This window comes from Mycolicibacterium parafortuitum (assembly GCF_010725485.1).
GTDB lineage: Bacteria > Actinomycetota > Actinomycetes > Mycobacteriales > Mycobacteriaceae > Mycobacterium.
Genome location: NZ_AP022598.1, coordinates 5205540 through 5228713 on the forward strand (window position 1 = coordinate 5205540; position 23174 = coordinate 5228713).

At 67.7% G+C, this 23174-nt stretch carries 25 protein-coding genes; 9 read left to right on the forward strand and 16 right to left on the reverse strand.

Features of this window, described 5'->3' with window-relative positions; translation table 11 throughout:
• Positions 1-52: 52 nt before the first annotated feature.
• Complete coding sequence (locus NTM_RS24600) at positions 53-538, forward strand: polyketide cyclase (RefSeq protein WP_104864790.1); 486 nt, start codon at positions 53-55, stop codon at positions 536-538.
• On the opposite strand, the gene NTM_RS24605 is transcribed toward NTM_RS24600, so the two are convergent.
• The 7 genes from NTM_RS24605 to NTM_RS24635 are packed head-to-tail and all read right to left on the reverse strand — an operon-like array spanning position 530 to position 7334.
• A complete protein-coding gene (locus tag NTM_RS24605; RefSeq protein ID WP_170311996.1) occupies positions 530-1459 on the reverse strand; it encodes an alpha/beta hydrolase in 930 nt (309 codons plus the stop codon). The two genes, NTM_RS24600 and NTM_RS24605, sit on opposite strands and share 9 nt — an antisense overlap.
• Complete coding sequence (locus NTM_RS24610) at positions 1459-2970, reverse strand: flavin-containing monooxygenase (protein WP_163769615.1); 1512 nt, start codon at positions 2968-2970, stop codon at positions 1459-1461. Before NTM_RS24610 ends, NTM_RS24605 begins: the two co-directional genes overlap by 1 nt.
• A gap of 8 nt (positions 2971-2978) precedes the next feature.
• Positions 2979-3704, reverse strand: a complete 726-nt coding sequence (locus NTM_RS24615) for an SDR family NAD(P)-dependent oxidoreductase (RefSeq protein ID WP_163768683.1) — start codon at positions 3702-3704, stop codon at positions 2979-2981.
• Positions 3704-4459, reverse strand: a complete 756-nt coding sequence (locus NTM_RS24620; RefSeq protein ID WP_163768686.1) for an HpcH/HpaI aldolase family protein — start codon at positions 4457-4459, stop codon at positions 3704-3706. Before NTM_RS24620 ends, NTM_RS24615 begins: the two co-directional genes overlap by 1 nt.
• A gap of 1 nt (position 4460) precedes the next feature.
• Positions 4461-5429 (reverse strand): zinc-binding dehydrogenase, encoded by a 969-nt coding sequence (locus NTM_RS24625; protein WP_163768689.1) that lies wholly within the window; start codon positions 5427-5429, stop codon positions 4461-4463.
• A gap of 1 nt (position 5430) precedes the next feature.
• Complete coding sequence (locus NTM_RS24630; RefSeq protein ID WP_170311997.1) at positions 5431-6630, reverse strand: cytochrome P450; 1200 nt, start codon at positions 6628-6630, stop codon at positions 5431-5433.
• A complete protein-coding gene (locus tag NTM_RS24635; RefSeq protein ID WP_163769616.1) occupies positions 6630-7334 on the reverse strand; it encodes an NIPSNAP family protein in 705 nt (234 codons plus the stop codon). Before NTM_RS24635 ends, NTM_RS24630 begins: the two co-directional genes overlap by 1 nt.
• A gap of 75 nt (positions 7335-7409) precedes the next feature.
• Between NTM_RS24635 and NTM_RS24640 the strand changes: the two genes are divergently transcribed.
• Both NTM_RS24640 and NTM_RS24645 read left to right on the forward strand, forming a co-directional pair.
• Positions 7410-8249, forward strand: a complete 840-nt coding sequence (locus NTM_RS24640; protein ID WP_163768694.1) for an SMP-30/gluconolactonase/LRE family protein — start codon at positions 7410-7412, stop codon at positions 8247-8249.
• A gap of 22 nt (positions 8250-8271) precedes the next feature.
• Positions 8272-9078, forward strand: a complete 807-nt coding sequence (locus NTM_RS24645) for a thioesterase family protein (protein WP_104864783.1) — start codon at positions 8272-8274, stop codon at positions 9076-9078.
• On the opposite strand, the gene NTM_RS24650 is transcribed toward NTM_RS24645, so the two are convergent.
• A complete protein-coding gene (locus tag NTM_RS24650) occupies positions 9079-9270 on the reverse strand; it encodes a ferredoxin (RefSeq protein WP_104864782.1) in 192 nt (63 codons plus the stop codon).
• A 44-nt stretch (positions 9271-9314) separates the two neighbouring features.
• On the opposite strand from NTM_RS24650, the gene NTM_RS24655 reads away from it, so the two are divergent.
• Positions 9315-9857 carry a TetR/AcrR family transcriptional regulator gene (locus NTM_RS24655; protein WP_104864781.1) on the forward strand — a complete coding sequence of 181 codons (543 nt, stop codon included), beginning with the start codon at positions 9315-9317 and terminating at the stop codon, positions 9855-9857.
• 10 nt (positions 9858-9867) lie between these two features.
• On the opposite strand, the gene NTM_RS24660 is transcribed toward NTM_RS24655, so the two are convergent.
• Complete coding sequence (locus NTM_RS24660; RefSeq protein ID WP_163768697.1) at positions 9868-11058, reverse strand: CaiB/BaiF CoA transferase family protein; 1191 nt, start codon at positions 11056-11058, stop codon at positions 9868-9870.
• Positions 11059-11153: 95 nt separating this feature from the next.
• Here NTM_RS24660 and NTM_RS24665 point away from each other — a divergent pair, with 95 nt between their 5' ends.
• From NTM_RS24665 to NTM_RS24680, 4 genes are all read left to right on the forward strand, one after another.
• Positions 11154-12269 carry a phosphotransferase gene (locus NTM_RS24665; protein WP_163768700.1) on the forward strand — a complete coding sequence of 372 codons (1116 nt, stop codon included), beginning with the start codon at positions 11154-11156 and terminating at the stop codon, positions 12267-12269.
• A 97-nt stretch (positions 12270-12366) separates the two neighbouring features.
• Positions 12367-12912 carry a TetR/AcrR family transcriptional regulator gene (locus tag NTM_RS24670; protein WP_104864778.1) on the forward strand — a complete coding sequence of 182 codons (546 nt, stop codon included), beginning with the start codon at positions 12367-12369 and terminating at the stop codon, positions 12910-12912.
• A gap of 51 nt (positions 12913-12963) precedes the next feature.
• Entirely contained in the window at positions 12964-14451 is a 1488-nt protein-coding gene (locus tag NTM_RS24675; RefSeq protein ID WP_163768703.1) for an aldehyde dehydrogenase family protein, read from the forward strand.
• 4 nt (positions 14452-14455) lie between these two features.
• On the forward strand, positions 14456-14887 hold the full coding sequence (locus NTM_RS24680) for a nuclear transport factor 2 family protein (protein ID WP_163768706.1): 432 nt from the start codon (positions 14456-14458) through the stop codon (positions 14885-14887).
• Positions 14888-14891: 4 nt separating this feature from the next.
• On the opposite strand, the gene rlmN is transcribed toward NTM_RS24680, so the two are convergent.
• From rlmN to pyrH, 4 genes are read right to left on the reverse strand one after another with little or no spacing between them, the layout of a single operon-like run.
• Positions 14892-15989: a dual-specificity RNA methyltransferase RlmN gene (gene rlmN, locus NTM_RS24685; RefSeq protein ID WP_163768709.1), complete on the reverse strand. Its 1098-nt coding sequence runs from the start codon at positions 15987-15989 to the stop codon at positions 14892-14894.
• A gap of 33 nt (positions 15990-16022) precedes the next feature.
• Positions 16023-16901 carry a phosphatidate cytidylyltransferase gene (locus tag NTM_RS24690; RefSeq protein ID WP_163768712.1) on the reverse strand — a complete coding sequence of 293 codons (879 nt, stop codon included), beginning with the start codon at positions 16899-16901 and terminating at the stop codon, positions 16023-16025.
• Positions 16902-16903: 2 nt separating this feature from the next.
• On the reverse strand, positions 16904-17461 hold the full coding sequence (gene frr / locus NTM_RS24695) for a ribosome recycling factor (protein WP_104864774.1): 558 nt from the start codon (positions 17459-17461) through the stop codon (positions 16904-16906).
• A gap of 31 nt (positions 17462-17492) precedes the next feature.
• The gene (pyrH, locus tag NTM_RS24700) at positions 17493-18236 is read right to left on the reverse strand and encodes a UMP kinase (RefSeq protein ID WP_104864773.1); all 744 of its coding nucleotides are present in this window, start codon (positions 18234-18236) and stop codon (positions 17493-17495) included.
• Positions 18237-18469: 233 nt separating this feature from the next.
• Between pyrH and NTM_RS24705 the strand changes: the two genes are divergently transcribed.
• Complete coding sequence (locus tag NTM_RS24705; RefSeq protein WP_163768715.1) at positions 18470-18925, forward strand: carboxymuconolactone decarboxylase family protein; 456 nt, start codon at positions 18470-18472, stop codon at positions 18923-18925.
• A gap of 19 nt (positions 18926-18944) precedes the next feature.
• Here NTM_RS24705 and NTM_RS24710 read toward each other — a convergent pair whose 3' ends face one another.
• From NTM_RS24710 to NTM_RS24720, 3 genes are read right to left on the reverse strand one after another with little or no spacing between them, the layout of a single operon-like run.
• Complete coding sequence (locus NTM_RS24710) at positions 18945-20915, reverse strand: primary-amine oxidase (protein WP_163768718.1); 1971 nt, start codon at positions 20913-20915, stop codon at positions 18945-18947.
• The gene (locus NTM_RS24715; RefSeq protein ID WP_163768721.1) at positions 20912-22423 is read right to left on the reverse strand and encodes an APC family permease; all 1512 of its coding nucleotides are present in this window, start codon (positions 22421-22423) and stop codon (positions 20912-20914) included. Before NTM_RS24715 ends, NTM_RS24710 begins: the two co-directional genes overlap by 4 nt.
• Positions 22424-22446: 23 nt before the next feature.
• On the reverse strand, positions 22447-23172 hold the full coding sequence (locus NTM_RS24720) for an ABC transporter ATP-binding protein (RefSeq protein WP_104864770.1): 726 nt from the start codon (positions 23170-23172) through the stop codon (positions 22447-22449).
• Positions 23173-23174: the final 2 nt, after the last annotated feature.

Here is a 23174-nt window from a genome sequence, read left to right on the forward strand (position 1 = left end):
AGCGTGACATTATGGCGATGCTTTGTAAAGTGACCGCGAAAGGCGGACCAGCGTGGGAATCGTGACGACGACCTCGGAGACAGCGTTCACCCAGGCCCCTGAGGTGATCTATGACTTCGTGACCAACCCGGTCAACTGGACGAAGACGTATCCGGGCAGCGCGCACGTCGGCAAGATTCCCGAGAAGCTGCCCTTGGAGGTCGGCGACACCTGGACCGAGACCGGGCCCGACGGATCCCGCATCTTCACCTGGCACCTTGCGATCGCGATGCGCCCCAAACTGTGGATGTTCAACTCCGTCGGCAACCTCGGCCACGACGCCGACGGCAACGGCGGGATGCCGGGCCGCATCACCGTGCAGTACAAGTTCACCGAGCCCGGCCCCGGCGTCACGCTGTTCAGCCGCACCATGACCGTTGAGGCGTACCGTGATTCGCCACTACCCGACGGGTTCTTCCGCACGGTGAACCCCGCCAACATCGACGCGTACCACGCCGCGGTCGCCCGCGAGCTCGCGGCGCTGGAGAGCTCAGCGTAGGAACGCCCTGCGCAGCGCCGCGCCCTGGATCTCGAACAGCTGGGTGCTGATCTCCCAGTCCGGAACCAGCGAATCGAAACCGTGACAGGTTCCGCTGATCACGTGCAACTCGACGCTCACGCCTTCCCACATCAGCCGCAGCGCATAGTCGATCGCCTCGTCACGCAGCGGATCCAACTCCGAACACGTGATCAGCGCCGCCGGCAGCGACGCCATCTCGGTGGTGCGTGACGGCACCGCGGAGTCGGGCAGCGGAACCTCTCCGGCGTAGTGCCGCCACATCCACGCAACCGCTTCGGCGTCGAAACCCGGCGTGGTGGTGAACTCCTGCTTCGACGGGGTCGCGCGGTCGTCGAGCACCGGTTGGTGCAGCAGCTGAAACACCACCGGCGGCGCCTCCCCCGCCGCCGAACGCTGCGCCAGCCCGGCCGCCAAGGCCGCACCCGCGCTGCTTCCCGCCACGGCGATGGCCGACGCGTCGATGCCCAGTTCGACCGCGCAGCGCACAGCCCATTCCAGGATCGCCGACGCATCCTCCTGCGCAGCCGGATACGGGTGCTCGGGTGCGAGCCGGTAATCCATCGACAGCACGGTGCAGCGGCCCCGCCGGGCCAGCTCGATGCATTGCCGATGGTCGGTGTCGAGGTTGCCCAGCACGAAAGCCCCTGAATGGCAGTAGATCACCGCCGGGGACTGCGGCGGCCCGCCTCGGTAGATCCGCACCGTGACCGAATGGCCGGCGGGCACCGCAACGTCGCGCTGTTCGACCTCGACGCCGATGAGGTCCGCCGTGCGGGCCGTCTCGGCCCTGCGCTGATTCAGCGAGTCCCGCACGGCCCCGAGTACGGGCGGGGACAGATCGGTGCGCGCGGCGACCAGGTGCCGCAGCGCCGGGTCCAGACGTTCGGCGATGTCGCGCATCACTGCTGCCCCGCGGTCTGGGCGCCGACGTCTATCGGCGCGCGCCGGCGGGAGGTCTGGGTGAACTCGTAGTCCCCGGGGCGGAACCATCGGGTCAGCGCCCAGAAGTCCCGCGCGCTTCGGGGCCATTGGGTGACGACGCGGCCGTTGGGTGCCCGGAAGTAGCTGCTGCACCGGGTCAGCCACACGGTGCCCTGCATCCAGGTGTCGATCTTGTCGAGGTAGCGCTTCGTCACGTCCGGCCGCACCTCGATATAGGACTTGTCCCTGCGCCGCATGTGGGTCAGCGCCCGCACGATGTAGTGCGCCTGGGCCTCCAAGATGAAGATCACGCTGTTGGAGCCGACGTTGGTGTTGGGTCCGTAGAGCATGAAGAAATTGGGGTAGCCCGGGACGGTCATCCCGAGATAGGCATATGCGCCGTTGCGCCACGTTTCGCGCAGCGCGACGCCGTCGACGCCGCGGACATCGATCTGCCCGAGGTAATCGGCCGCGGCATATCCCGTGGCGCACAACACCACATCGACGTCGAGTTCGGTGCCGTCTTCGGTGACCAACGTCCGCGACCGCAGCGCTCGCGCCGGGCTGGACACGACCTCGACGTGCGGTTCCGTCAGCGTCTGCAGGTAGTCCGTCGCGAACACCAGCCGCTTGCACCCGAGCGGATGGGCGGGCGTCAGCTTGGCGCGCAGCTCGTCGTCGGGGACGGTCGCCTCCAGCGTGCGCAGGGCGATGTTCTTGAACTCCTCGGTCTTGTCGCTGCCGTGCTCGATCACCGAGATGTTGGACTCGCTGCGCAGCCACAGCCGGGTCCGGTAGATCTTCTTCGCCAGCGGGATGTGGGCGAACATCCATTTCTCCCGCGCGGTGTACGGGCGGTCGGGCTTGGGCAGCACCCACGTCGGGGACCGCTGCACCGAGTACACCTTGGCCGCCTCCTTGGCCACCTCCGGAACCAGCTGGGCCGCGGTGGAACCCGTCCCCAGCACCGCCACGCGGGCTCCGCGCAGATCCACCGAGTGGTCCCATTTCGCGGTGTGCATGATCGTCCCGGTGAACGGCTCCTCCTCGACGAGGTCGGGCATCACCGGCTGGGTGAACAGCCCGATCGCCGACACGACGATGTCGAAACGGTGTTCCTCACCCGACGACGTGGTCAGCACCCACTGGCGCTGTTCGGAAACCCATGCCGCCGAGACGATCTCGGTGTTCAAGCGCAGCTTGTCACCCAGCTCGTAGCGTTGTGCGCACCGCTCGAAGTACGCCAGGATCTCCGGCTGCCCCGACCACAGCCGTGACCAGTGCGGGTTCAGGTCGAACGAGTACGAGTACAGGTGCGACTTCACATCGCAGGCCAGGCCGGGATAGGTGTTGATCCGCCAGGTCCCGCCGACCCCGTCCTCACGGTCGAAGATGGTGAAATCGTCGAATCCCGCCTTGCGCAGGAAGACCCCGAGCGCCAGCCCACCGGGGCCGGCACCGATGATGCCCACGGACAAAGCTCTGGCCATGACGGTCGTCATCCAATCTGCAGGGACTGCCCACCGTCGACGATGAGCTCGGAACCGGTGATGAAGCTGGCGTGCTCGGACAGCAGGAAGGCCACCGCGTCGGCGATCTCCATCGGCTTACCGATCCGGCCCATCAATGCCCGCTCGGCGAGCCGGGTCTGGGTCGCGTCGTCGAGCATCGGCGTCTCGACGGGCCCGGGGAAGACCGCGTTGACCCTGATGCCGGACGCGGCGAGCTCGACGGCGGTGACCTGGGTGAGCCCGCGCAGCGCCCATTTGGACGATCCGTACGCGGCGTGGTTCGGGAACGGGCGCACCGCTCCGGTACTGCAGGTGTTCACGATCGCGGCGCGCTCGGCCTCCCGCAGGTGCGGCAGTGTGGCCTGGATACCGAGGAACGGCCCGAGACAGTTCACCCGCCAGCTTCCCTCGAATCCCGACGGCGTCTCGGCGGAGAGCGAAGCTCGATGCAGCACACCGGCGTTGTTGACCAGCGCGGTGATCTGCCCGAAGTGCCCGACGACCTCGTCGACCGCGCGCGCCCACTGCTCGGCCGAGGTGACGTCGAGTTCCACCGGGACGGCCCGGTCCGTGCCGAGGTCGGCGACGGTGCGGGTGACGTCCTCGACCAGTTGGTCGCACGCCGCGACCTGATAGCCGTCCTGCAGCAGCCTGCGCACGATCGCCGCGCCCTGCCCGCGGGCGGCGCCGGTCACCAGCGCGACGGGGGCCATCAGGGCGTCTCCCCTCGCGCGTCGGCGAGATGCGCGGCGGCGCCGCGGCGCAGTGCCTGTGATTCGGAGGCGAGAGTGATCATCTGGAATCCCTGCTGTGCCATGCGGTTTCCCACCGTGCCCACATTGGCGTGGATCGCGCTGACCAGACCGGCCCCGGCCGCGACCCGCTGGATATGACCGATCGCGTCGAGCATCCCCGGCGCCGAGAACGCCTGCGTCGGGCCGTGTCCCATCGAGAGCGCGAGATCGGCGGGCCCGACGTAGATCCCAGCCAACCCGTCCACCGCGCAGATCTCATCGACGGCAGCGAGTCCGGCGGCTGTCTCGATCATCGCGAACACCGACGTGCGCTGCTGCAACTCCACGGGATCCAGCCCGAGGCTCGCCCGCAACGGGCCGAAGCTGCGGATTCCGTCCGGGGCGTAGCGGCTCGCCGAAACCGCGGCCGCGGCGACAGCGGCGGATTCGACCATCGCGATGATCACCCCGTCGGCTCCGGCGTCGAGCACCCGCCCGATCGGCGCCGGTGCCGCATCGGGCAACCGCACCAGGGTCGCGATCGGCAGGTGTTCGAGCCGGCGCAACATCAGCGCGACGTCGGCATCGTCGAGATATCCGTGCTGTACGTCGAATCCGACGTAGTCGTAACCCGCCGCGGCGTACTCCTCGGGCCCGATCACCGTCGGGCCCACCACCCAGCCGCCCCACACGTGGGGTTTGCCGGCGAGCGCGTCCTGCAGCCTGCTGGTCATGTCACTCCACGATCGCGATCTTGATCCGTCCGGGCACCGGGCGTGACGCCAGCTCGAAGGCGGCCTGCACGTCGTCGACGCCGTAGGTGTGCGTCAGGTAGCGGTCGAGCAGGCCGGGATGCGCGGCGCCGAATGCCCCGGCCTTCTGTAGCACCCGGCGGCGGTCCATCGTGACACCGGACTTCAGGGTCAGATTGTTGCGCAGCATCGTGCGCATGCTGATCGGATACGAATCATCGTCGGGCACACCGAAGTAGAAGACGAATCCGCCGAACGCGGCGGCCTCCACCGCGTGCGAGAGCGTCGCGACCTGATGCCCGACCGCCTCGATCACGACGTCGGGTTTGGCGCCGGCGCTCAGATGACTCACCCAGCGGTCGCTGGTCGCCCGCACGGCGGTGTCCACGCCGAACGCCGGCCCGATGTCGCTGCGGTCCACGGGGTCGACCCCCGTGACGTGCGAGGCTCCGGCCACCTTGGCGACGTAGGAGAACAGCAGGCCGATCGAGCCCTGGCCGAGCACCGCGACGTGGCGACCGGTCAGGTCGGGCATCTGCTCGACGGCGTAGAGCACGCATGCCAGTGGTTGCAATGCGACCGCATGCGCCGGGCTCAGCGACGGGTCGTAGGCGACCAGGCCGTCGCCGTCGGCGGCCACCTGTTCCATCAGCCCGTCGAACCCCGACGCCCAGCCGACAACACGGTCGCCGGGCCGGTGGTCGGGATGCCGGCTGGCCAGTACCTCTCCGGCGATCTCGTGGATCGGAAAGCCGTCCTTCTCGGCGGCCTGCGCGCCGGTGTCGAACGGCAGTCGACCCTTGGCGCCACGGAACCCTGGTAGGTCGCTTCCGCAGATTCCTGCGGCGAGGAACCTCAGCAGCACCTGACCGTCGGCCAGGGATTCCGCAGAGCGTTGCGGCACATCGGTTTTCTCGAACGTATACGGCGCGACGAGTCGGTAGGCCCACATGTCACACCTCCACGGGCAGCGAGTTCCAGCCCCATTGGAAGCTCGACGGCGGCCGTGACGCCGCGGCGGTGTCCACGGTGAAATCCGGTACCCGTTTCAGGAATTCGGTCACCATGGTGGCGATCTCGAGCCGGGCCAGGTGTGCGCCCAGGCAGAAGTGTTGCCCCCGGCCGAACGCCAGCAGCCGCGGGATCGGACGGTTCCACACGAACTCGTCCGGCCGGTCGTATTCGCGCTCGTCGCGGTTGGCGGATGCCAGAAGCGAGATGATCCGCTGCCCGGGCCGCATCGTGGTGCCGTGCAAGGTGAACGGCCGGCGCAGGGTTCGCGCGAACCACTGGGCGGGGGCGCAGTACCGGATCATCTCCTCTCGGGCGACCGCGACGTTGGCGCCGAGGTCGGAGCGGACCTCGGCGAGCTGATCAGGGTGGCGCGTGAGCTCCCACAGCCCGTGCGCGACGATCTTCGGCACGGTTTCGGTGCCGCCGATGAACACGCCCAGCAGTTGCACCGCGGCCTCGGTGTCGGAGAGCTCGGAGCCGTCCGGCAGCCGGTAGGCCAGCAGGTTGTCCACGATGGGCAGACCGCCCGGCCCCTCGGCCCTGGCCCGCTGGACCACCGGGGTGAGGTACTCCAGGTAGCCCGGCCGCGCATTGGCCACCTCCACCCCGCTGCCCGGCTGCGCGAGGCTGCCCGCGTTGACCGTGGACAACACATCGTCAGCCAGATCTGTTGGCAGGCCGACCAGTTCGCACACGATCGACGCCGCGACGATCCCGCCGTAGTCCTGGGTCAGATCGAACCGGCCCTTGGGCAGAAGCTCGTCGAGGCGCTCGTTGGCCAGCACCCGGATCCGCTCGCCGAGCCTGGCGACGTTCTTCGGCCGGAACGGCGCCGCCGTGCAGCGGCGCACCTCGTCGTAGATCGGGGCGTCGAAATTCGCGTGGAACGGCATCGGATGCAGCGGTGGATCCGGCACCGGACCGTCGTTGTGGGTGGCCAGCACCGTCGCGGCGGGCAGCGTCCCTTCCGATGCGACGAACGTCCCGTCGTTGATCTCCAACACATTCCAGATGTCGTCGAACCGGGACAGCGCGTAGGTGTCCCACTTGTCGAGGTGGTAGACGGGATGCTCGTCGCGCAGCACGCGGTAGAACGGCAGCGGGTCCGCCATCACCGCCGGATCGAACGGGTCGTACATCACTGCAGCGGAGAGGGGGGCAGAGCGGCCAGAATCGAGTCCTCCCAGCCGTCCCGCAACGCGGGAGCCACACTCATCCACGTGACGATCTCGGCGGGCGGGCTGTCCTTCCAGGACGGGTAGTGATTCTCGAAGACGTCCCAGTCCCCTTCCAGCGCCCAGTAATGGATCACCTCGTTGAACCGGAACGTGGTGATGAACGAGCCGAGCCAGCGCTTTCCGGTCGACTCCGACCACGGCACGTAGAGGCGTTCGAGCTCGCGGATGTAATCGTCCTGCCTGCCGGATTTGGTCTGCATGATCTCCTGGATCACCAACCCGGCCTTGAAATCCGCGGCCTGCAGTTGGGCCAGCGTCTTGTTGGCCCGCCCGGCGTACATGATGCGGCCTTCACCGCGGGCTCCGGTCTCACGCAGGAAGGTCGACCACTTCGCCGCGGCGGACTCGTGGCTGCCGCCGCGCGCCTGGGCCCGCCCGATCCGCGCGTAGTCGGCGAACGCGTCGATCTCCCAGATGATCGTGGCCTGCGGCCAATGTCCGTTGTAGGGGGTCGTCTCCCAGATCGCGAACAGCCTGGCCCCGAGCTCGCTCATCATCGGGTGGTACACGGCGCTGAACTCGGCGACGAACTCGTCGCCGCGGGCCGATCCGAGATCGACGGTCTCGTGCAGATAGAGCAGAGTGTGGCTGTGGTATTTCTTCATGTTCACGACATGCTCCTGGTTGACAGCTGCACCCAGCGAGCGTGACACTTGTCGCGTGTTTTGTAAAGTCACGAAATGACCTTGACCTCGTTGGCGGACGGTTTCTGCTTCGGTGAGGGCCCCCGCTGGTTCGAAGGCCTGGTGTGGTTCTCCGACATGCTCGGCGAGGCGGTACACACGGTGACCCTCGACCGCGAGATGAGCACCCTGGCGCTTCCCGGGCATGCGCCGTCGGGCTTGGGTTTTCGCCCCGACGGGACGCTGCTGATCGTGTCGACCGAACGCCGACAGATCCTCGGGTACGACGGCGAGTCCGTGGTGACGGTCGCCGACCTGGCCGACGTCGTCCCCGCCGCCCTCGGCGACATGGTGATCGACCGGCACGGGTGCGCCTATGTCGGCTCGCAGGCCCGCGAGGGCGGGCTGATCGTGCGTGTCGACGCCTCGGACGGGACCTTCGAGGTGGTCGCCGGCGACCTGGAGTTCCCGAACGGCATGGTGTTGACGCCCGACGGCACGACGTTGATCGTCGCCGAGTCCACGGGCCGGCGGCTGACGGCCTTCGACGTGGCCGACGACGGAATGCTGGGCGGCCGCAGGGTGTTCGCCGACGGGCTGGACGGCCCGCCGGACGGGATCTGCCTGGACGACGACGGCGGGGTGTGGGTCGGCATGACGCTGGCCCACCAGTTCGAGCGGATCGTCGAGGGCGGCGAGGTCACCGACCGCATCGACATCGGTGAGCGGACCGCGATCGCGTGCGCGCTCGGCGGACCCGAGGGCCGCACGCTGTTCTTGGTGACCACCCCCGACGCGTATCCCGATCGGGTCCGCGGCACGCTGCTGTCCCGTCTCGACGCCACCACCGTCGACGTGCCGGCCGCCGGTTTCGTCGCCGACGCGCATCTGCACTGACCAGGAACTGAAAGGGTTGCCCGTGTCCGACTCCTATTACGAACTCCTCGACACCGACGGCGAGTTCGGCGAGAAGTTCGCCGCGACGGACTTCGTGCGCAGCACGTGGTCAGCGGCCATCCAGCACGCGGCGCCGGTTTCGGCACTACTGGTGCGGGGGCTGGAGCACTGCGAACGTCGCGACGACACCCGGTTGAGCCGGGTGCTGGTCGACCTGCTCGGCCCGGTGCCCGCCGAGGGCGACTTCTGGGTGCGCACCCGCCGGGAACGTGCGGGCAAGCAGATCGAACTCGTCAGCGCCGAGATGCTCGCCCCAGGCCCCGACGGCGCTCCCCGGCCGGTCGCCAAGGCCAGTGGCTGGCGGCTGCAGACCCTCGACACCGCGGCCGCGGAGCACGCCCCGGCCGAGCCGCTGCGCCCCGTCGAGGAAGCCCGCAGCCGAGACATGAAGAAGGACTGGGACAAGAATTACGTCCACAGCCTGGACTGGCGGTGGCTGACCATGCCGATGGGCGATGGGCCGGGTGAGTCGTGGATCAAACCCGAGGTGGACCTCGTCAGTGGCGAGACGATGACGCCGCTGCAGCGGTTGTTCGCCGTCGCCGATGACGCCAACGGCATCGGCACCAAGCTCGACATCCGCAAGTGGACGTTCCTGAACACCGATCTCGCGGTGCACATCCACCGGGTACCCGAGGGCGAGTGGATCGGGATCCGCGCCGAAACCAATTACGGCCCGGACGGAATCGGCACCACGCTGGGCCGGCTCTTCGACCAGACCGGTGCGATCGGGGCGATCCAGCAGTCCGTGCTGGTGCGCCCCCGCTGATTACTCGGTGAGGCTGAGTGCGGCTGCGGGACACTGGGTGACCGCCTGCCGCATGCGGTCGCGATCCGATTCGGGACGTTCGGAGTCGTGGATCACGAGGGTGCCGTCGTCCTGCACCTCGAACACGTCGTCGGCGATGGATTCACAGATGCCATGGCCGGTGCACTTGGCGAGATCTACCACGACCTTCACCCGAACAGCGTGACACTCGGCCGATAATTTGTAAAGCTGTAACCATGCCGCAGTCGGTGCCGGATCCCCGAGATCCGGACAACGCGACGCGCCAGCGCATTCTGGCCGCCACCGCAGAGGTGCTGGGCCGCAACGGCACTGCCAAATTGTCGCTGTCCGAGGTGGCCAGCCAGGCCGGGGTGTCGCGACCGACCCTGTACCGGTACTTCGCCGACAAACGCGACCTGCTCGACGTGTTCGTCGTGTGGGAACGGCAGTACTACGAGCGCGCGATCGCCGAGGCCACCGCGGAGTTGCCCAGGCACGAACGCCTCGACGCCGCGCTGCGGGTCATCGTCGAGAACCAGTTGTCGTACCCCGGGCTGCGCATGATCGACGTGGAACCCGACGAGGTGATCCGGCGGATGGCCGAGGTGCTGCCGCTGATGCGGGAGCGCCTGCAGCGGTTGTGCACCGGCCCCGACGCGCAACTGGCGGCGGCCACCGCCGTGCGCGTCGCGATCTCGCAGTACCTGGTGCGCAGCGACGACACCGACGACTTCCTCGCCCAGTTACGCCACGCCGCGCGGGTCAGGCTCGATCGGTAAGCACTGCCGGTCACGTGGAGCGGTTCGTCCGCTGAGCGATCTCGGTGAGCACCTCGTCGGTGTGTTCCCCGAGTTCCGGTGCGCTGCTGCGCATCTCGACCGGGGTACCGTGAAAGTCCGCCGGGGTGGCCACCATCGGCACACTGCCGGCCTCGTCGTCGGGCACGTAGACGATCCCGCCGGCGGCGTGGAACTGCTCGTCGGCGAGCACGTCCTCCATCGAGTTGATCGGCGCCCAGAACACATCCGGGTGCGCGGCGAACACCTCGGCCCACTCGTCGAGGGTCCTGGTCGCGAAGATCTCGTCGAGCTCGGCGATCAGCGTCTGCGCGTTGGCCGCGCGCGCCCGCCCGGTGGCGAACCGGTCGTCGGCGAGCCAGTCGGTGCGTTGCACCGCGGCACACAGTGCGGGCCAGTGCCGCTCACCTTGCAGGCCCACCAGCCAGAACCGCCTGCCGTCGCCGGCGGTGTAGTTGTTCATGCACGGGTTGCCCATCGACTCGCGCTGCCCGATCGCGATCGGTGCGCCGGTGATCAGGAACGTGGTCAGGTCGAAGCTGACGGTGTAGGCGCCCTGCCGATACAGCGACGTGGTCACCAGCTGCCCTTCCCCGGTGCGCGTGCGCGCGACGAGCGCGGCGCAGATCGCACCCGCCAGTGTCGTGCCCGCGGTGTGGTCGCCCATGCCGCCGCGCTGGAACGGCGGTGTCTGCCCGGGCCGCGTCAGCAGATGGGCCAGACCCGCCCTGGCCCAGAACGCCGCGACGTCGTAGGCCGGCCGGTCGGCGTCGGGGCCCTCCCCGCCGTACCCGGTGATCAACCCGTACACCAGGCGCGGGTTCATCCGCGCGACGGCCTCGAAATCCAGCCCGATGCGTTGCAGCGCCCCGGCCCTGATGTTGGTCACGAACACGTCGGCGTCCTCCAGCAGCGCCCGCGCGCTGTCCCGGCCCGCCGGCGTGGTCAGGTCCAGCACCACACTGCGCTTGTTGCGGTTGTCCATCTGGAACGGCGGGCTCACGTGGTGGCGGTCGGTGGGCGCGATCCCGAGCATCCGGCCGAAGGTGCGGGCCGGGTCACCGGCCGGGGGCTCGATCTTGACGACGTCGGCGCCCCAGTCCGCGAGGATGCCGCCGGCCGCCGGTCCGGCCACCCACACCCCGAGTTCGACGACCCGGACGCCCTCCAGCGGACCCGCCATACCGTGTTCCCTTCCGAAAATGCGAGACGCTTTACAGTTCACCGCTATCTTGTAAAGCATCCCCGTGTTGCCGGCCCAAGCCTAGGAGGCTCGCGTTGCCCGTCCCGACCCACCGGATCGCACCTGCGCTGGGCCTCGCCTCGCATCTTGGTCGCGGAGTGCGCCGAATCGGCACCGACACGCTCATCGGGCGGCTGCTGTCGATGCCGCGCACGGTCGGCGATCTCGACCCGGCGGCGATGTCGGCCCTGCTGGGCCGGCCGGTGACCGAGGTGTCGGTGCTCGACGGAGACGCCGGCACGTCGTCGCGGGCGCGGCTGGCCCTGACCGGACGCGGCGTCCCGCCGACGGTGTTCGTCAAGATGGCCGCCGAGACGGTCGCGACCCGGCTGATGGGCGAACTGGGTAACCTCGCCGAAACCGAGACCCGGTTCTACCGCCTGCTCGCGCCGGAGCTGTCCGGGCTGCCGCACTGCCACGGCGGCCGGTTCAGCCCGGTCACCGGCCGCTACGTGCTGGTGCTGGAGGACCTGGCCGTCAGCGGTTGCGAATTCCCCGACACCCTGCACCCGATCGACGCCGACCGGGCCGCACAGGTGGTCGAGCTGCTCGCGCGGCTGCACGCGACGTTCTGGGGCAGAGTTCCCGGCTGGCTGTACTCGGCGTCGCAGGACAGTGCGTCCCTGCTCACCGCGCCACTGCTGAAGACCTCGGCCCGCAGGCTCGCCGAGCGCACCGACCTGCCGATCGGGCGCGGCCGCTTCATCGACGAGAACTACCGCGCGGCCGCGGCGCTGATCGACCGGGCGCCGCACACCGTCATGCACGGGGACGCCCACCCCGGCAATCTGTACTTCCGGGACGGGCAGCCCGGGCTGCTGGACTGGCAGGCCGTCCGGCGCGGCCACCCCAGCCGCGAACTCGCCTACACCCTGATCACCAGCATGACCACCGACAGCCGACGCGATACCCAGCGCGATCTGCTCGACGTGTACCGCGGCGCGCTGTCGGCCGGCGGCGGCCCCGACCTCGACCGCGACGAGCTGTGGGACCGGTACCGGCAGAGTGCGCTGTACCCGTACGTGGCGGCGCTGATCACCGCGGGCATGGGCGGTATGCAGGACGAGACGATCGCACTCAAGGGACTCGCACGGGCGCTGGAGGCGCTCGACGACCTTGAGACGACCGCACTGTTGCAGAAGAGCTTGTGACCGACACCGCTTGTGACCGACACCGCCCCGCGCGCCGTCCGCCACGGGACGGGCCACGCTTTACGATCGACACCGAACCCGTAAGTGAGGCCGGTACGTGAACCAACCTGTCAGTGACACCAACGGCACCGACGACATCTCGACGCGGCAACGCATCCTGGTCGCGACAGCCGAGGTACTCGGCCGTAGCGGGCAGACGAAACTGAGCCTGTCCGAGGTCGCGCTGCAGGCCGGCGTCTCGCGCCCCACGCTGTATCGCTGGTTCGCCGACAAGGCGGCCCTGCTGGAGGCGTTCGGCGTATACGAGCGCGAGATGTTCGAGACCGGGATCATGAAGGCGACCGCGGGCCTGCGCGGCACCGAACGCGTCGACGCGGCAATGCGGTTCATCGTCGAATACCAGCAGTCCTATTCCGGCGTCCGGCTCGTCGACATCGAACCCGAGGTCGTCATCTCCCGGTTGTCCCACATCATCCCGCTGATGCGCGCGCAGTTGGAGAAACTGCTGCCCGGCGCCAACGGCGCGGTCAAGGCCGCCACCGCGGTCCGGGTCGCGGTCTGCCACTACATCGTGCGCGCCGACGACGACGACCAGTTCCTGGCCCAGCTGCGGCATGCCGTGGGCATCCGCCCCGCTGACTGATCGATCGACCAACTGGCTGACAGTCAGCCCAAAATTTGTAATGCTGTGGCGATGACGACAACGGAGACCGAGACCGGGGTGCTCGCCGGCGACGAGCGCATGCTCATCGACGGCGAACTGCAATTGACCGGCAGCGGCGCCACATTCGACGTGATCCACCCGGCCAGCGAACAGGTCGCGGGCACGGCGACCGACGGCACCGTCGACGACATGGCCCGCGCCGTCGGGGCCGCGCGCCGCGCGTTCGACGAGACCGACTGGTCGCGCGACCTGGACTTCCGTTACCACTGCCTGACCCAGCTGCACGAGGCGCTGGAGCGCAACAAGGAACGCCTGCGCCGCATCCTGATCACCGAGGTCGGCTGCCCGGTGACGGTGACCGGCAGTCAGATCGAGAGCCCGATCGACGAGGTCAAGCACTGGGCCGAGCACGGCCGCAACTTCGACTACCTCGTCGACAACGGCCTGCACGACACTCCGCTCGGCCCGGCCCGGCGCAAGATCCACTACGAACCCGTCGGCGTCGTCGGCGCGATCACGCCGTGGAACGTGCCGTTCTACCTCAACATCGCCGAGACGGTGCCCGCGCTGATGGCCGGAAACACCGTGGTGCTCAAGCCCGCTCAGCTCACCCCGTGGTCGGGCACCGAGTACGGCCGGATCGTGGCCGAGGAGACCGACATCCCCGCCGGGGTGTTCAACGTCGTGGTGTCCAACGCCAACGAGGTCGGAGCCGCGCTGTCGGCCGACCCCCGGGTCGACATGATCACGTTCACCGGCTCGACAGCGACCGGGCGGGCGATCCTGGCCGCCGGCGCGCCGACGGTGAAGAAGACGCTGCTCGAGCTCGGCGGCAAGTCCGCCCACATCGTGCTCGACGACGCCGACTTCAACACCGCGCTGTCGATGGCCGCGATGATGGCGTGCGTGATGTCGGGCCAGTCCTGCATCCTTCCGAGCCGGATCCTGTTGCCGCGCAGTCGTTATGACGAGGGCATCGAGATCCTGAAGACGATGATGGAGAATTTCGCCGTCGGCGATCCGTGGACCCCGGGCATCATGCAGGGCCCCCAGATCAGCGATACCCAGCGCCAGAAAGTGCTGGGCCTGGTCAAGTCCGGCATCGACTCCGGCGCTCGCCTGGTCACCGGCGGCGGGATTCCGGAGAACCTCCCGGTCGGCTACTACACGCAGCCGACGCTGCTCGCCGACGTCGACCCCGACTCTCAGGTGGCCCAGGAGGAGATCTTCGGCCCGGTGCTGACCGTGACCCCCTACGGCACCGACGACGAGGCCGTCGCGATCGCCAACAACACGATCTACGGCCTGTCCGGCGAGGTCAGCGGCGGCGATCTGGAGCGCGCCTTCAACATCGCGACCCGGATGCGCACCGGCAACGTGACCATCAACAGCAAGAGCCACTTCGGCATCGGCAGCCCGTTCGGTGGCACCAAGCAGTCCGGTCTGGGCTACCGCAACGGCGAAGAGGGCTACAAGGAGTACCTCGACGCCAAAACCATTGGCATGCCGGATCAGTGACGCGATGAGCGAGGTTTCGACGGTCGCCGACGAGCTGGAGATCCGGGCACTGCTGAGCCGCTACGCCCGCGGCGTGGACACCAAGGACTGGGAGCTGTACCGCTCGGTGTTCACCGAGGACGCACGGATCGACTACTCGTCGGCCGGTATCCCGCCGGGTTCACGCGACGAGATCGCCGACCTGTTCAGCAAGGCCTTCGCGGCGATCCCGTGGACGATGCATTACATCACCAACGTCGAGACGGAGATCGACGGCGACACCGCCACCGTGCGCGCGATGTTCTACAACCCGATGCAGCTGCCCGGAATGACCGAGCAAAGCTGTTGTGGCGGTTATTACTTCCATGATCTGGTGCGCACGCCCGCCGGCTGGCGCAGCCGCCATCTGCGCGAGGACAACGTGTGGTTCGTCAACAGGCCGGGCACGCCGTCGTGATGCGTCAGCCCTGAGCGGCCAACTGCCCGCATGCGGCGGCGATCTCGCGACCGCGGGTGTCGCGCACGGTGCAGGACACGCCGCGCTCGCGGACCCGGCGGACGAACTCACGCTCGACCGGTTTGGGACTGGCGTCCCATTCACTGCCCGGGGTCGGGTTCAGCGGGATCAGGTTCACGTGCACCAGCGGGCCCAGCTTGCCGTGCAGCTTCTTACCGAGCAGATCCGCGCGCCACGGCTGATCGTTGACATCGCGGATCAACGCGTACTCGATCGACACCCGGCGCCCCGTCACGTCGGCGTAGTAGCGCGCCGCGTCGAGCACCTCGTCGACCTTCCAGCGGTTGTTCACCGGCACCAGCGTGTCACGCAGCTCGTCGTCGGGGGTGTGCAACGACAGCGCGAGCGTCACGTTGAGCCTCTCGTCGGCGAGCTTGCGGATCGCCGGAGCCAGCCCGACCGTCGAGACGGTGACCGAGCGCGCCGAGATTCCGAAGCCGCTGGGCGGTGCGGCGGTGATCCGCCGGACCGCGGCGACCACCCGGTTGTAGTTGGCCAGCGGTTCGCCCATGCCCATGAAGACGATGTTCGACAGCCTGCCACCCTCGCGGTCCCTTAGTTCCGCGGCGGCGAAGCGGACCTGTTCGAGGATCTCGGCGGTCGAAAGGTTGCGCTTCAGGCCGCCCTGGCCGGTCGCGCAGAACGGGCAGGCCATCCCGCAGCCGGCCTGTGACGAGATACACACGGTGTTGCGGTCGGGATAGCGCATCAGCACCGACTCGAACGTCGTCTTGTCGTTGGCTCGCCACAGCACCTTGCGGGTCTCGCCGCGGTCGCATTCGATCTCGCGGGCCGGCTCCAGCAGCGCCGGGAACAGCGCCGCACCCACCTGGTCGCGGACCGCCGCCGGCAGGTCGGTCATCTGCTGCGGATCGGCGATCAGCCGGCCGAAATACTGGTTGGCCAGCTGTTTGCCTCGGAACGCCGGCAACCCGAGGTCGGCGACGGCCGATGCGCGCTCGGCGTCGGTGAGGTCGGCGAAGTGCCGCGGCGGCAGCGCGCGGCGCGGGGCATCGAAGACAAGCGGCAGTGGATTCGGCATGACTGCCGTCCAGTATCCCCTGCTGACGGCCGCTCAGGCCAACAGCGCGAGCACGATCCAGGTGGCGACCGCCGACGGCAGCATCGCGTCGATGCGGTCCATCATGCCGCCGTGGCCGGGCAGCAGGTTGCTCATGTCCTTGATGCCGAGATCGCGCTTGAACTGCGATTCCACCAGGTCGCCGAGCGTTCCGGTGATCACCAGCATCAGACCGAGTGCGACACCGGCCCACCACGGCTTGTCGAGCAGGAAGACCACGGCCACCACCGAGGCCGTGACACCGAACAGCAGCGATCCGGCCAGCCCCTCCCAGGACTTCTTCGGGCTGATCGCCGGGGCCATGGTGTGCTTTCCGAACAGCACCCCGGCCACGTAACCGCCGATGTCGGAGAACACCACGCCGAGCATCAGGCAGAAGACCCGGTTGGCGCCGTCGTCGGGATAGATCAGCAGCGCGCCGAAGCTGGCGAACAGCGGCACCCAGGTGGCGAGGAACACCGTCGCGGAGATGTCGCGCGTGTAGTTCTGCGGGGTGTGGTTGAGGCCCTGTCCGACCAGCCGCCAGATCATGCACACCACCACGGTGGCCGCGAAGGCGCCCAGCGCGCCGGCCGGGCCGAACGGCCAGGTCAGCCACAGCGTGGCCTGCCCACCGACCAGCAGCGGGATCATCGGAATGCGGTAGCCGGCCTCACCCAGGCGGCTGCAGACCTCGAAGGTGGCGATCGCGACGGCTGCCGCGACCAGGGCCAGCCACAGGTACGGCGCGAAGAGCAGGATCGCGATGAGACCGCCGCCGAGGGCGACACCGACGGCGATCGCTGCGGGCAGATTGCGGCCGGCGCGCGACGACTTCTTCGGCGGCTCGTCGACCGGCTTGGCTTCCACGGGAGTCGAGTGCTGGTCGGTCATCCTCAGACCTCCAGCAGCTCGCCTTCCTTGTGCTTGACCAATTCGTCGACCTGGCTGGTGTACTGGTGGGTGCTCTTGTCGAGGTCCTTCTCGGCGCGGGTGACCTCGTCCTCGCCGGCGTCGCCGTCCTTCTTGATGCGCGCCAGCTCCTCCATCGCCTTACGGCGGATGTTGCGGATCGACACCTTGGCGTCCTCGCCCTTGGACTTGGCCTGCTTGACCAGGTCACGGCGGCGTTCCTCGGTCAGCTGCGGAATGGACACCCGGATGATGTTGCCGTCGTTGGTCGGGTTGACGCCCAGGTCCGAGTTGCGGATCGCGTCCTCTATGGGGCGCAACTGGCCGGCTTCGTAGGGCTTGATCACCACCATGCGCGCCTCCGGCACGTTGATGCTGGACAGCTGGGTGATCGGGGTCGAGGCACCGTAGTAGTCGATGTGGATCCGGTTGAACATGCCAGGGTTCGCGCGGCCGGTACGAATCGACGCCAGGTCGTCCCGTGCCACCGACACGGCCTTCTCCATCTTCTCCTCGGCATCGAAGAGGGTTTCGTCGATCACTGTGTAATCTCCCGTCGCTGTCGCCCGCCGGTCACGTGGTGACCAGCGTTCCGATCTTCTCACCCGCGACCGCGCGAGCGATATTGCCATCGGTGAGCAGGTTGAACACCAGAATCGGCATTCCGTTGTCCATGCACAAACTGAACGCCGTCGCGTCGGCCACCTTGAGGCCGCGGTCGATGACCTCACGGTGGGTGATCGCGGTGAGCATCTCCGCATCCGGGTTGATCCGCGGATCGTCGGTGTAGATGCCGTCGACGGCCTTGGCCATCAGCACCACCTCGGCACCGATCTCCAGCGCGCGCTGCGCCGCGGTGGTGTCGGTGGAGAAGTAGGGCAGGCCCATGCCTGCACCGAAGATGACCACGCGACCCTTCTCCAGATGCCGCACCGCGCGCAGCGGGATGTACGGTTCGGCGACCTGCCCCATGGTGATGGCGGTCTGCACGCGGGTGTCGATCCCTTCCTTCTGCAGGAAGTCTTGCAGTGCAAGGCTGTTCATCACGGTGCCGAGCATGCCCATGTAGTCGGAGCGGGTTCGCTCCATACCGCGCTGCTGCAACTGGGCGCCCCGGAAGAAGTTCCCGCCGCCGATCACCACCGCGACCTGGGCACCGCTGCGCACCACCTCGGCGATCTGGCGCGCGACCTGGGCCACCACGTCGGGGTCGAGTCCGACCTGGCCGCCGCCGAACATCTCACCGCCCAGCTTGAGCAGCACTCTGGAAAAGCCGGGCCTGTGCTCGGGGGTCTGGTCGGCGACTGGGTCCGCCATCGGGCTCCTTCCGGTCCGCAGACGAGGTTGCCCTCGACAAGACGACCCCCCAATCCTGCCAAACCCGGCGCCATCCGCTGGCGATTGGGGCCCGTTGCACCGCGACCGCGCGTGTCTGTGCGCCGACACGCCGCCGCGGCTGGCATCCGACGCACGCTCGCCGCCGACCACCGTCACATTCGCGGCGCCTGTCTCGTCTTCTCTGAGACCGACGCCCCCCCGAGGAGACCGTAATGGCGACGACCCGGACCACGCTGAACAAAGCCGCACCCGATGCGTACAAGACCACCATCCTGCTGTCCGAGCAGGCTGACGCGGCCGCGCTGGACGCCGGCGTCGCCCCGTTGACCCTGGAGCTGGTCCGGATCCGCGTCTCACAGCTCAACGGGTGCGCGTTCTGTCTGCGGACGCACACGCGCGACGCATTGACCAAAGGTGAGACCACCGATCGGCTGGCCGTGCTGTCGGCGTGGCGGGAGACGGGCTACTTCTCGCCCGCCGAGCGTGCGGCGCTGGCGATCGCCGAGGAGATCACCCACATCGGCGCACCGGCGCACGGCGCCGACGACAACATCAGCGACATCAGCGCCGTGAGCGCACAGCAGGCCGCCACGCTGCGCTGGGTCGCGGTGGTGATCAACGCGCTCAACCGCATCGCGATCTCCAGTCACTACCCGGTCAAACCCTGACCTGGCAGCGCCGGCGTGACTACCCGGCGTGGCAGGACTTCGGCGGGGACGGCGGCAGGTCCAACGCCGGGTTGCCGTCGAAGAACCCGACCGGCTTGAGCTTGAACCCGGTGTAATGGCACGGCATCACCGGCCAGTCCTCCGGGCACACCACGTGATGGGCGCCCACGGTGTACCAGAGCACCACGTCGGTGTTCTCCAGTGGCGCGTCGTCGGCGATGTACTGCGGCAGTCCCTGCGCCTCGGCGCACTGATACATGTAGTCGCCCGCGGCGTACAACTCGTCCGGGTCGTAACGCGTCACCCACAGATTGTGCTGGACGAACCGGGCGCGGTCGTAGATCACCGAACCCTCCTGCACCATCACCGGGACGACGTCCTTGGGCATGATCTTGTAGCCCACCGGACTGCCGAGTTCGTTGCGCTTGTTGGGGTTGACCACCTTCCAGTAGCGGCCCGTCGAATGCTCCCAGTTCCGCGCCCCCTCGGCCTCCGAGGCGACCAGGGTGTCGCGGGTGATCCACGCGTTGTGGTGCGGGTTGAGCGCCGGATCCGGCTCCGGAATCGAATCCACCTCGTACACACTGTTTCCCGGTCCGTCGACGTTCATGTCGAGCCGGAAGTTGAAGAAGTGTTGGTGGTTCGGGCCGTACATGCCGGGGGCCACCATCTTGCCCCACCGCGGTGTCTCTCCGTCGGGCACCGCACCGGTGGTCAGCACGCCGGTGAGCTTGACCTCGACCTCGATCGACGCATCGTTGTAGAAGTACCAGAAGAAGCCGTATTCATAGTTGCCGACGGTGCAGATCATCGAGATCACCAATCGCCGCGAGCGCCGCACCTCGACCTCCCCGGTGCGGAAATCGGTGTGCTTCCAGGAGATCCCGTAGTCCTCCTCGTGCATACAGATCGCATTCGGGATGGTCACCGCGTTGCCGTCGGAGTCGTTGACCGTGGCATCGAAGTAGTGGATCTCACCGAGACAGTCACAGCCCAGCCGCAGCGGGTTGGCGGAAAAGCCCATCCCGACCTCACCCATGTCGAAGACGTTCTTGTTCCAGTGCGTCGGCGACGAATCGCCGTAGGGCACCACCATCTCCGACAGCGCGCCGCGATACATGATCGGGCGGACCGTCCCGCGATCGGTGTAGCTGACGTCATGCAACGTCAGGCCCTCGCGGGGATTGAAGCCGATGCGCAGCGACCACTTCTGCCACGTCACACGCCAGCCGTCGACGGAGAAGCTGGGCCCGTCCGGCTGGATGATCTCCAGAGGTTTGACGCCGTCCCGGAACTCGCCGAACGCGGGCCGGTTGTCGGTGTCGAACATGAACTCCGAGGTGTAGTTGCCCGCCTTCGGGGGCAGCGGCACCACGCCGTGGTCCTCGATGTCCATGACCGACATGGTGTCCAGGTTGAACCTGACGATCAGGCCTTCGACGGGCCGCGCGTAGCCGTTCTCCCCCGGCGCGGCCCGCACGAACGTCAGCGGTCGACAGATCAGCGGTGAGCTCTCGTAATCGTCCTGCTGACCGTAATAGCCTGCGGGCCAGGGGTCGATCATCGCCAGACTGAAGTCGGTGACGCCGCGCCGGCGCATCGCCTCCTGCCACCGCGGGTCTTCGCGGACCTTCTCCTCGACGCCGGTCATGTGCTCGACGAGGTAGGACGGGAACCGTCCCGGCACCGCGGTCCAACTCTCGACGACGCTGGCGCTCAGATCCACGACGGCCTCGTAGATGGTCTTCGCGTCATACATCGACAGGAACGCCCGGCGCGGTACCGCAACGTCCGGATCGAAGGTCAGCGTCGCGGTCTTGGCCGGTTCGGCGAGCTGGATCATCACGAATCGCAACGTCTCCGTGGCATATTCGGAGGACATCACCACAGCAGCCGCCGCCTCGATCTCCGCGCCGGTCAGCGGGTCGAGCGGATGGCGACCATGGCCGGTGGCCGGGTCCGCGCCGAGCCTGGTGTCCTCGAGTGTCATTTCGCTGATTCCTCTGCTTCCTTGTCGATTTCGAAAACCGCGAGGTGAGCGAGCGCGTCCTCCTGGCTCACCTTGTGCGCCGAACGCCTGCCGAAGATGTAGACCGTCAGGCCGAGGGCGAACATGCCCAGGCTGATCAGGCCCACCCAGGTCATCCAGGTGGCCTGCGGCACGTCGATCCACGGCGTGACGAACGAGTAGTAGATGCCGCCGATGGTGGCGAGCGTGCCGACGACCACCGTGATCCAGACCCCGGTCATGCCGCCGGGGATGCGCCAGAACTGTTCGTTGGCATAGCGATCCGCGTACTTCTTGCGCGCGATGACGACCGGGATCAGGAAGAAGAACCCGGAGATCAGCCACACCGTGGACAGACCGCCCTGCAGGTAGACCGTCACGTTGGCCATGCTGCTCTGCGAGTAGAGGCCGACCAGGATCAGCGACGAGATCACGCCCTGGATCAGCACGGCGGTCACCGGGTTACGGGTTCGCGGGTTGAGATGGGTGAAGATGCGCGGCAGATGGCGTTCCAGGCCGGACACGAAGATCAACCGGGAGTACGCGACCTGGTAGGTCATCAACGCCACGACGACGATGAATGCCAGTACGACGGCGCAGATCTCCATCAGGCCGGGGAATCCCGCGACGTCGAGCATGCCGACCACACCGGTCACCGGATCGATCTGGTCGCCGGGCAGCGCCATCATCGTGCCCAGCGTGGTGAGCAGGTAGATGGCCACCAGTGCGGCCGACCCCCACAGGATCATCTTCGGCCCGCTTTTGCGCACCGACAGGAACTCCGCGCCCATGTTGTACGGGGTTTCGACGCCGAGCAGGTAGAGCAGCACCGTGCCGTACAGGAAGCCGGCCACCGCGAAGTTCGGGATGGTCGCCTCGGCCCAGCTGAACGGCGTGGCCGAGCCGTTCTCGACGGCGAACAGCAGCCCCGAGATGAAGATGGTCAGCGTCAGGATGCCGTAGACGACGAAGACGATGTTCATGATCTTCTGGTTGGCCGCCAGTTTCGCCAGCGCCAGCCCGATCACCGTCCACAGGATCACCAGCTGCAGGATGATGCTCACCGTCAGGCCGAGCTCGGCGTGGAAGGCCAGCAGCAGAAACTGCAGCACCACCGCGGGCGAGGATGCGGCGTTGAGGATCACCGGAACCCAGGACAGGTAGCCGCCGATGAAACCCCAGGTCTCGCCCATGGTCCGGGTCGCCCAGATGTACACCCCACCCTGGCCCGGCCACAGGTTGCCGAGCTCGACGACGGCCATGCCCGCCGGGACCAGGAAGGTGAGGATGCCCAGCACCCACATCGGGATCGCGGTCCAGCCGCCGCCCGCCATCACCGAGGAACCGGTGATCCAGCAGATGATGAACACGTACGCGGCGGTGAGCCCGAACGTGGTCATCACCTTGGGCAGGATCTGCTCGGGGACCAGCTCGGTGGTCATCAGCTTGTCACGCTCGGCCGACGGCGGCGCGGGCTCTGTTTGTGTCATGTCGTAACTCCCCTTTTGCTCGGTCAGTTGACGATCTGTCCGTCTTTCATCCGGACGACACGGCTCGCTTCGTCGGCCACCGTGGGGTCGTGGGTGCTCGCGACCACGGTGACGCCCATGGTGGAGCACAGGTCGCGCAGCATGCGCACCACCGTCTCGCCGGTGCGGTGGTCGAGGTTGGCGGTCGGTTCGTCGGCGAGCACGAGGGTCGGGTTGCTGATCAGCGACCGCGCGATCGCGGTGCGCTGTTGCTCGCCGCCGGACATCTTGGTCGGCTGGTGGTTGATGCGGTGTCCGAGGCCGACCAGCTCGAGGAGATCGACGGCCCTCTGGCGCAAAGCTTTCCGGTCATACGGTTCGAACATCAGCGGAAGCTCGACGTTCTCGACGGCCGACAAGAACGGGATCAGGTTGTAGCTCTGAAAGATGAACCCGATGGTGTCGTGACGCAACGCCGCGTATTGACTCTCGGTGAGCGTGGCCGTGTCGGTGCCCGCGATGGTGACGCGGCCCTTGGTGGGGCGGTCGAGTCCGCCGATGATGTTGAGCAGGGTGGACTTCCCGCTGCCGCTCGGACCCATCAGGCACACGAATTCACCCGGCATCACGGTCAGTTCGGCCGCCATCAACGCTTTGACGACCTCGTCGCCGAGTTTGTGCAGCTTCCACACGTCCGAGATCTCGATCACCGGTGCGACTGCGGCACCATCTTCGGTCGGCGTGCGGGCTGAATCGTCGAGCGTGGTCATCG

Excerpts from the sequence above, each read along its gene's own strand:
- NTM_RS24605 (WP_170311996.1), bottom strand. The coding sequence starts at position 1,459 with ATGCGCGACATCGCCGAACGTCTGGACCCGGCGCTGCGGCACCTGGTC.
- NTM_RS24610 (WP_163769615.1), bottom strand. The coding sequence starts at position 2,970 with ATGGCCAGAGCTTTGTCCGTGGGCATCATCGGTGCCGGCCCCGGTGGG.
- NTM_RS24615 (WP_163768683.1), bottom strand. The coding sequence starts at position 3,704 with ATGGCCCCCGTCGCGCTGGTGACCGGCGCCGCCCGCGGGCAGGGCGCG.
- NTM_RS24620 (WP_163768686.1), bottom strand. The coding sequence starts at position 4,459 with ATGACCAGCAGGCTGCAGGACGCGCTCGCCGGCAAACCCCACGTGTGG.
- NTM_RS24625 (WP_163768689.1), bottom strand. The coding sequence starts at position 5,429 with ATGTGGGCCTACCGACTCGTCGCGCCGTATACGTTCGAGAAAACCGAT.
- NTM_RS24630 (WP_170311997.1), bottom strand. The coding sequence starts at position 6,630 with ATGTACGACCCGTTCGATCCGGCGGTGATGGCGGACCCGCTGCCGTTC.
- NTM_RS24635 (WP_163769616.1), bottom strand. The coding sequence starts at position 7,334 with ATGAAGAAATACCACAGCCACACTCTGCTCTATCTGCACGAGACCGTC.
- NTM_RS24640 (WP_163768694.1), top strand. The coding sequence starts at position 7,410 with ATGACCTTGACCTCGTTGGCGGACGGTTTCTGCTTCGGTGAGGGCCCC.
- NTM_RS24655 (WP_104864781.1), top strand. The coding sequence starts at position 9,315 with ATGCCGCAGTCGGTGCCGGATCCCCGAGATCCGGACAACGCGACGCGC.
- NTM_RS24660 (WP_163768697.1), bottom strand. The coding sequence starts at position 11,058 with ATGGCGGGTCCGCTGGAGGGCGTCCGGGTCGTCGAACTCGGGGTGTGG.
- NTM_RS24675 (WP_163768703.1), top strand. The coding sequence starts at position 12,964 with ATGACGACAACGGAGACCGAGACCGGGGTGCTCGCCGGCGACGAGCGC.
- NTM_RS24680 (WP_163768706.1), top strand. The coding sequence starts at position 14,456 with ATGAGCGAGGTTTCGACGGTCGCCGACGAGCTGGAGATCCGGGCACTG.
- rlmN (WP_163768709.1), bottom strand. The coding sequence starts at position 15,989 with ATGCCGAATCCACTGCCGCTTGTCTTCGATGCCCCGCGCCGCGCGCTG.
- NTM_RS24690 (WP_163768712.1), bottom strand. The coding sequence starts at position 16,901 with ATGACCGACCAGCACTCGACTCCCGTGGAAGCCAAGCCGGTCGACGAG.
- pyrH (WP_104864773.1), bottom strand. The coding sequence starts at position 18,236 with ATGGCGGACCCAGTCGCCGACCAGACCCCCGAGCACAGGCCCGGCTTT.
- NTM_RS24705 (WP_163768715.1), top strand. The coding sequence starts at position 18,470 with ATGGCGACGACCCGGACCACGCTGAACAAAGCCGCACCCGATGCGTAC.
- NTM_RS24710 (WP_163768718.1), bottom strand. The coding sequence starts at position 20,915 with ATGACACTCGAGGACACCAGGCTCGGCGCGGACCCGGCCACCGGCCAT.
- NTM_RS24715 (WP_163768721.1), bottom strand. The coding sequence starts at position 22,423 with ATGACACAAACAGAGCCCGCGCCGCCGTCGGCCGAGCGTGACAAGCTG.
- NTM_RS24720 (WP_104864770.1), bottom strand. The coding sequence starts at position 23,172 with ATGACCACGCTCGACGATTCAGCCCGCACGCCGACCGAAGATGGTGCC.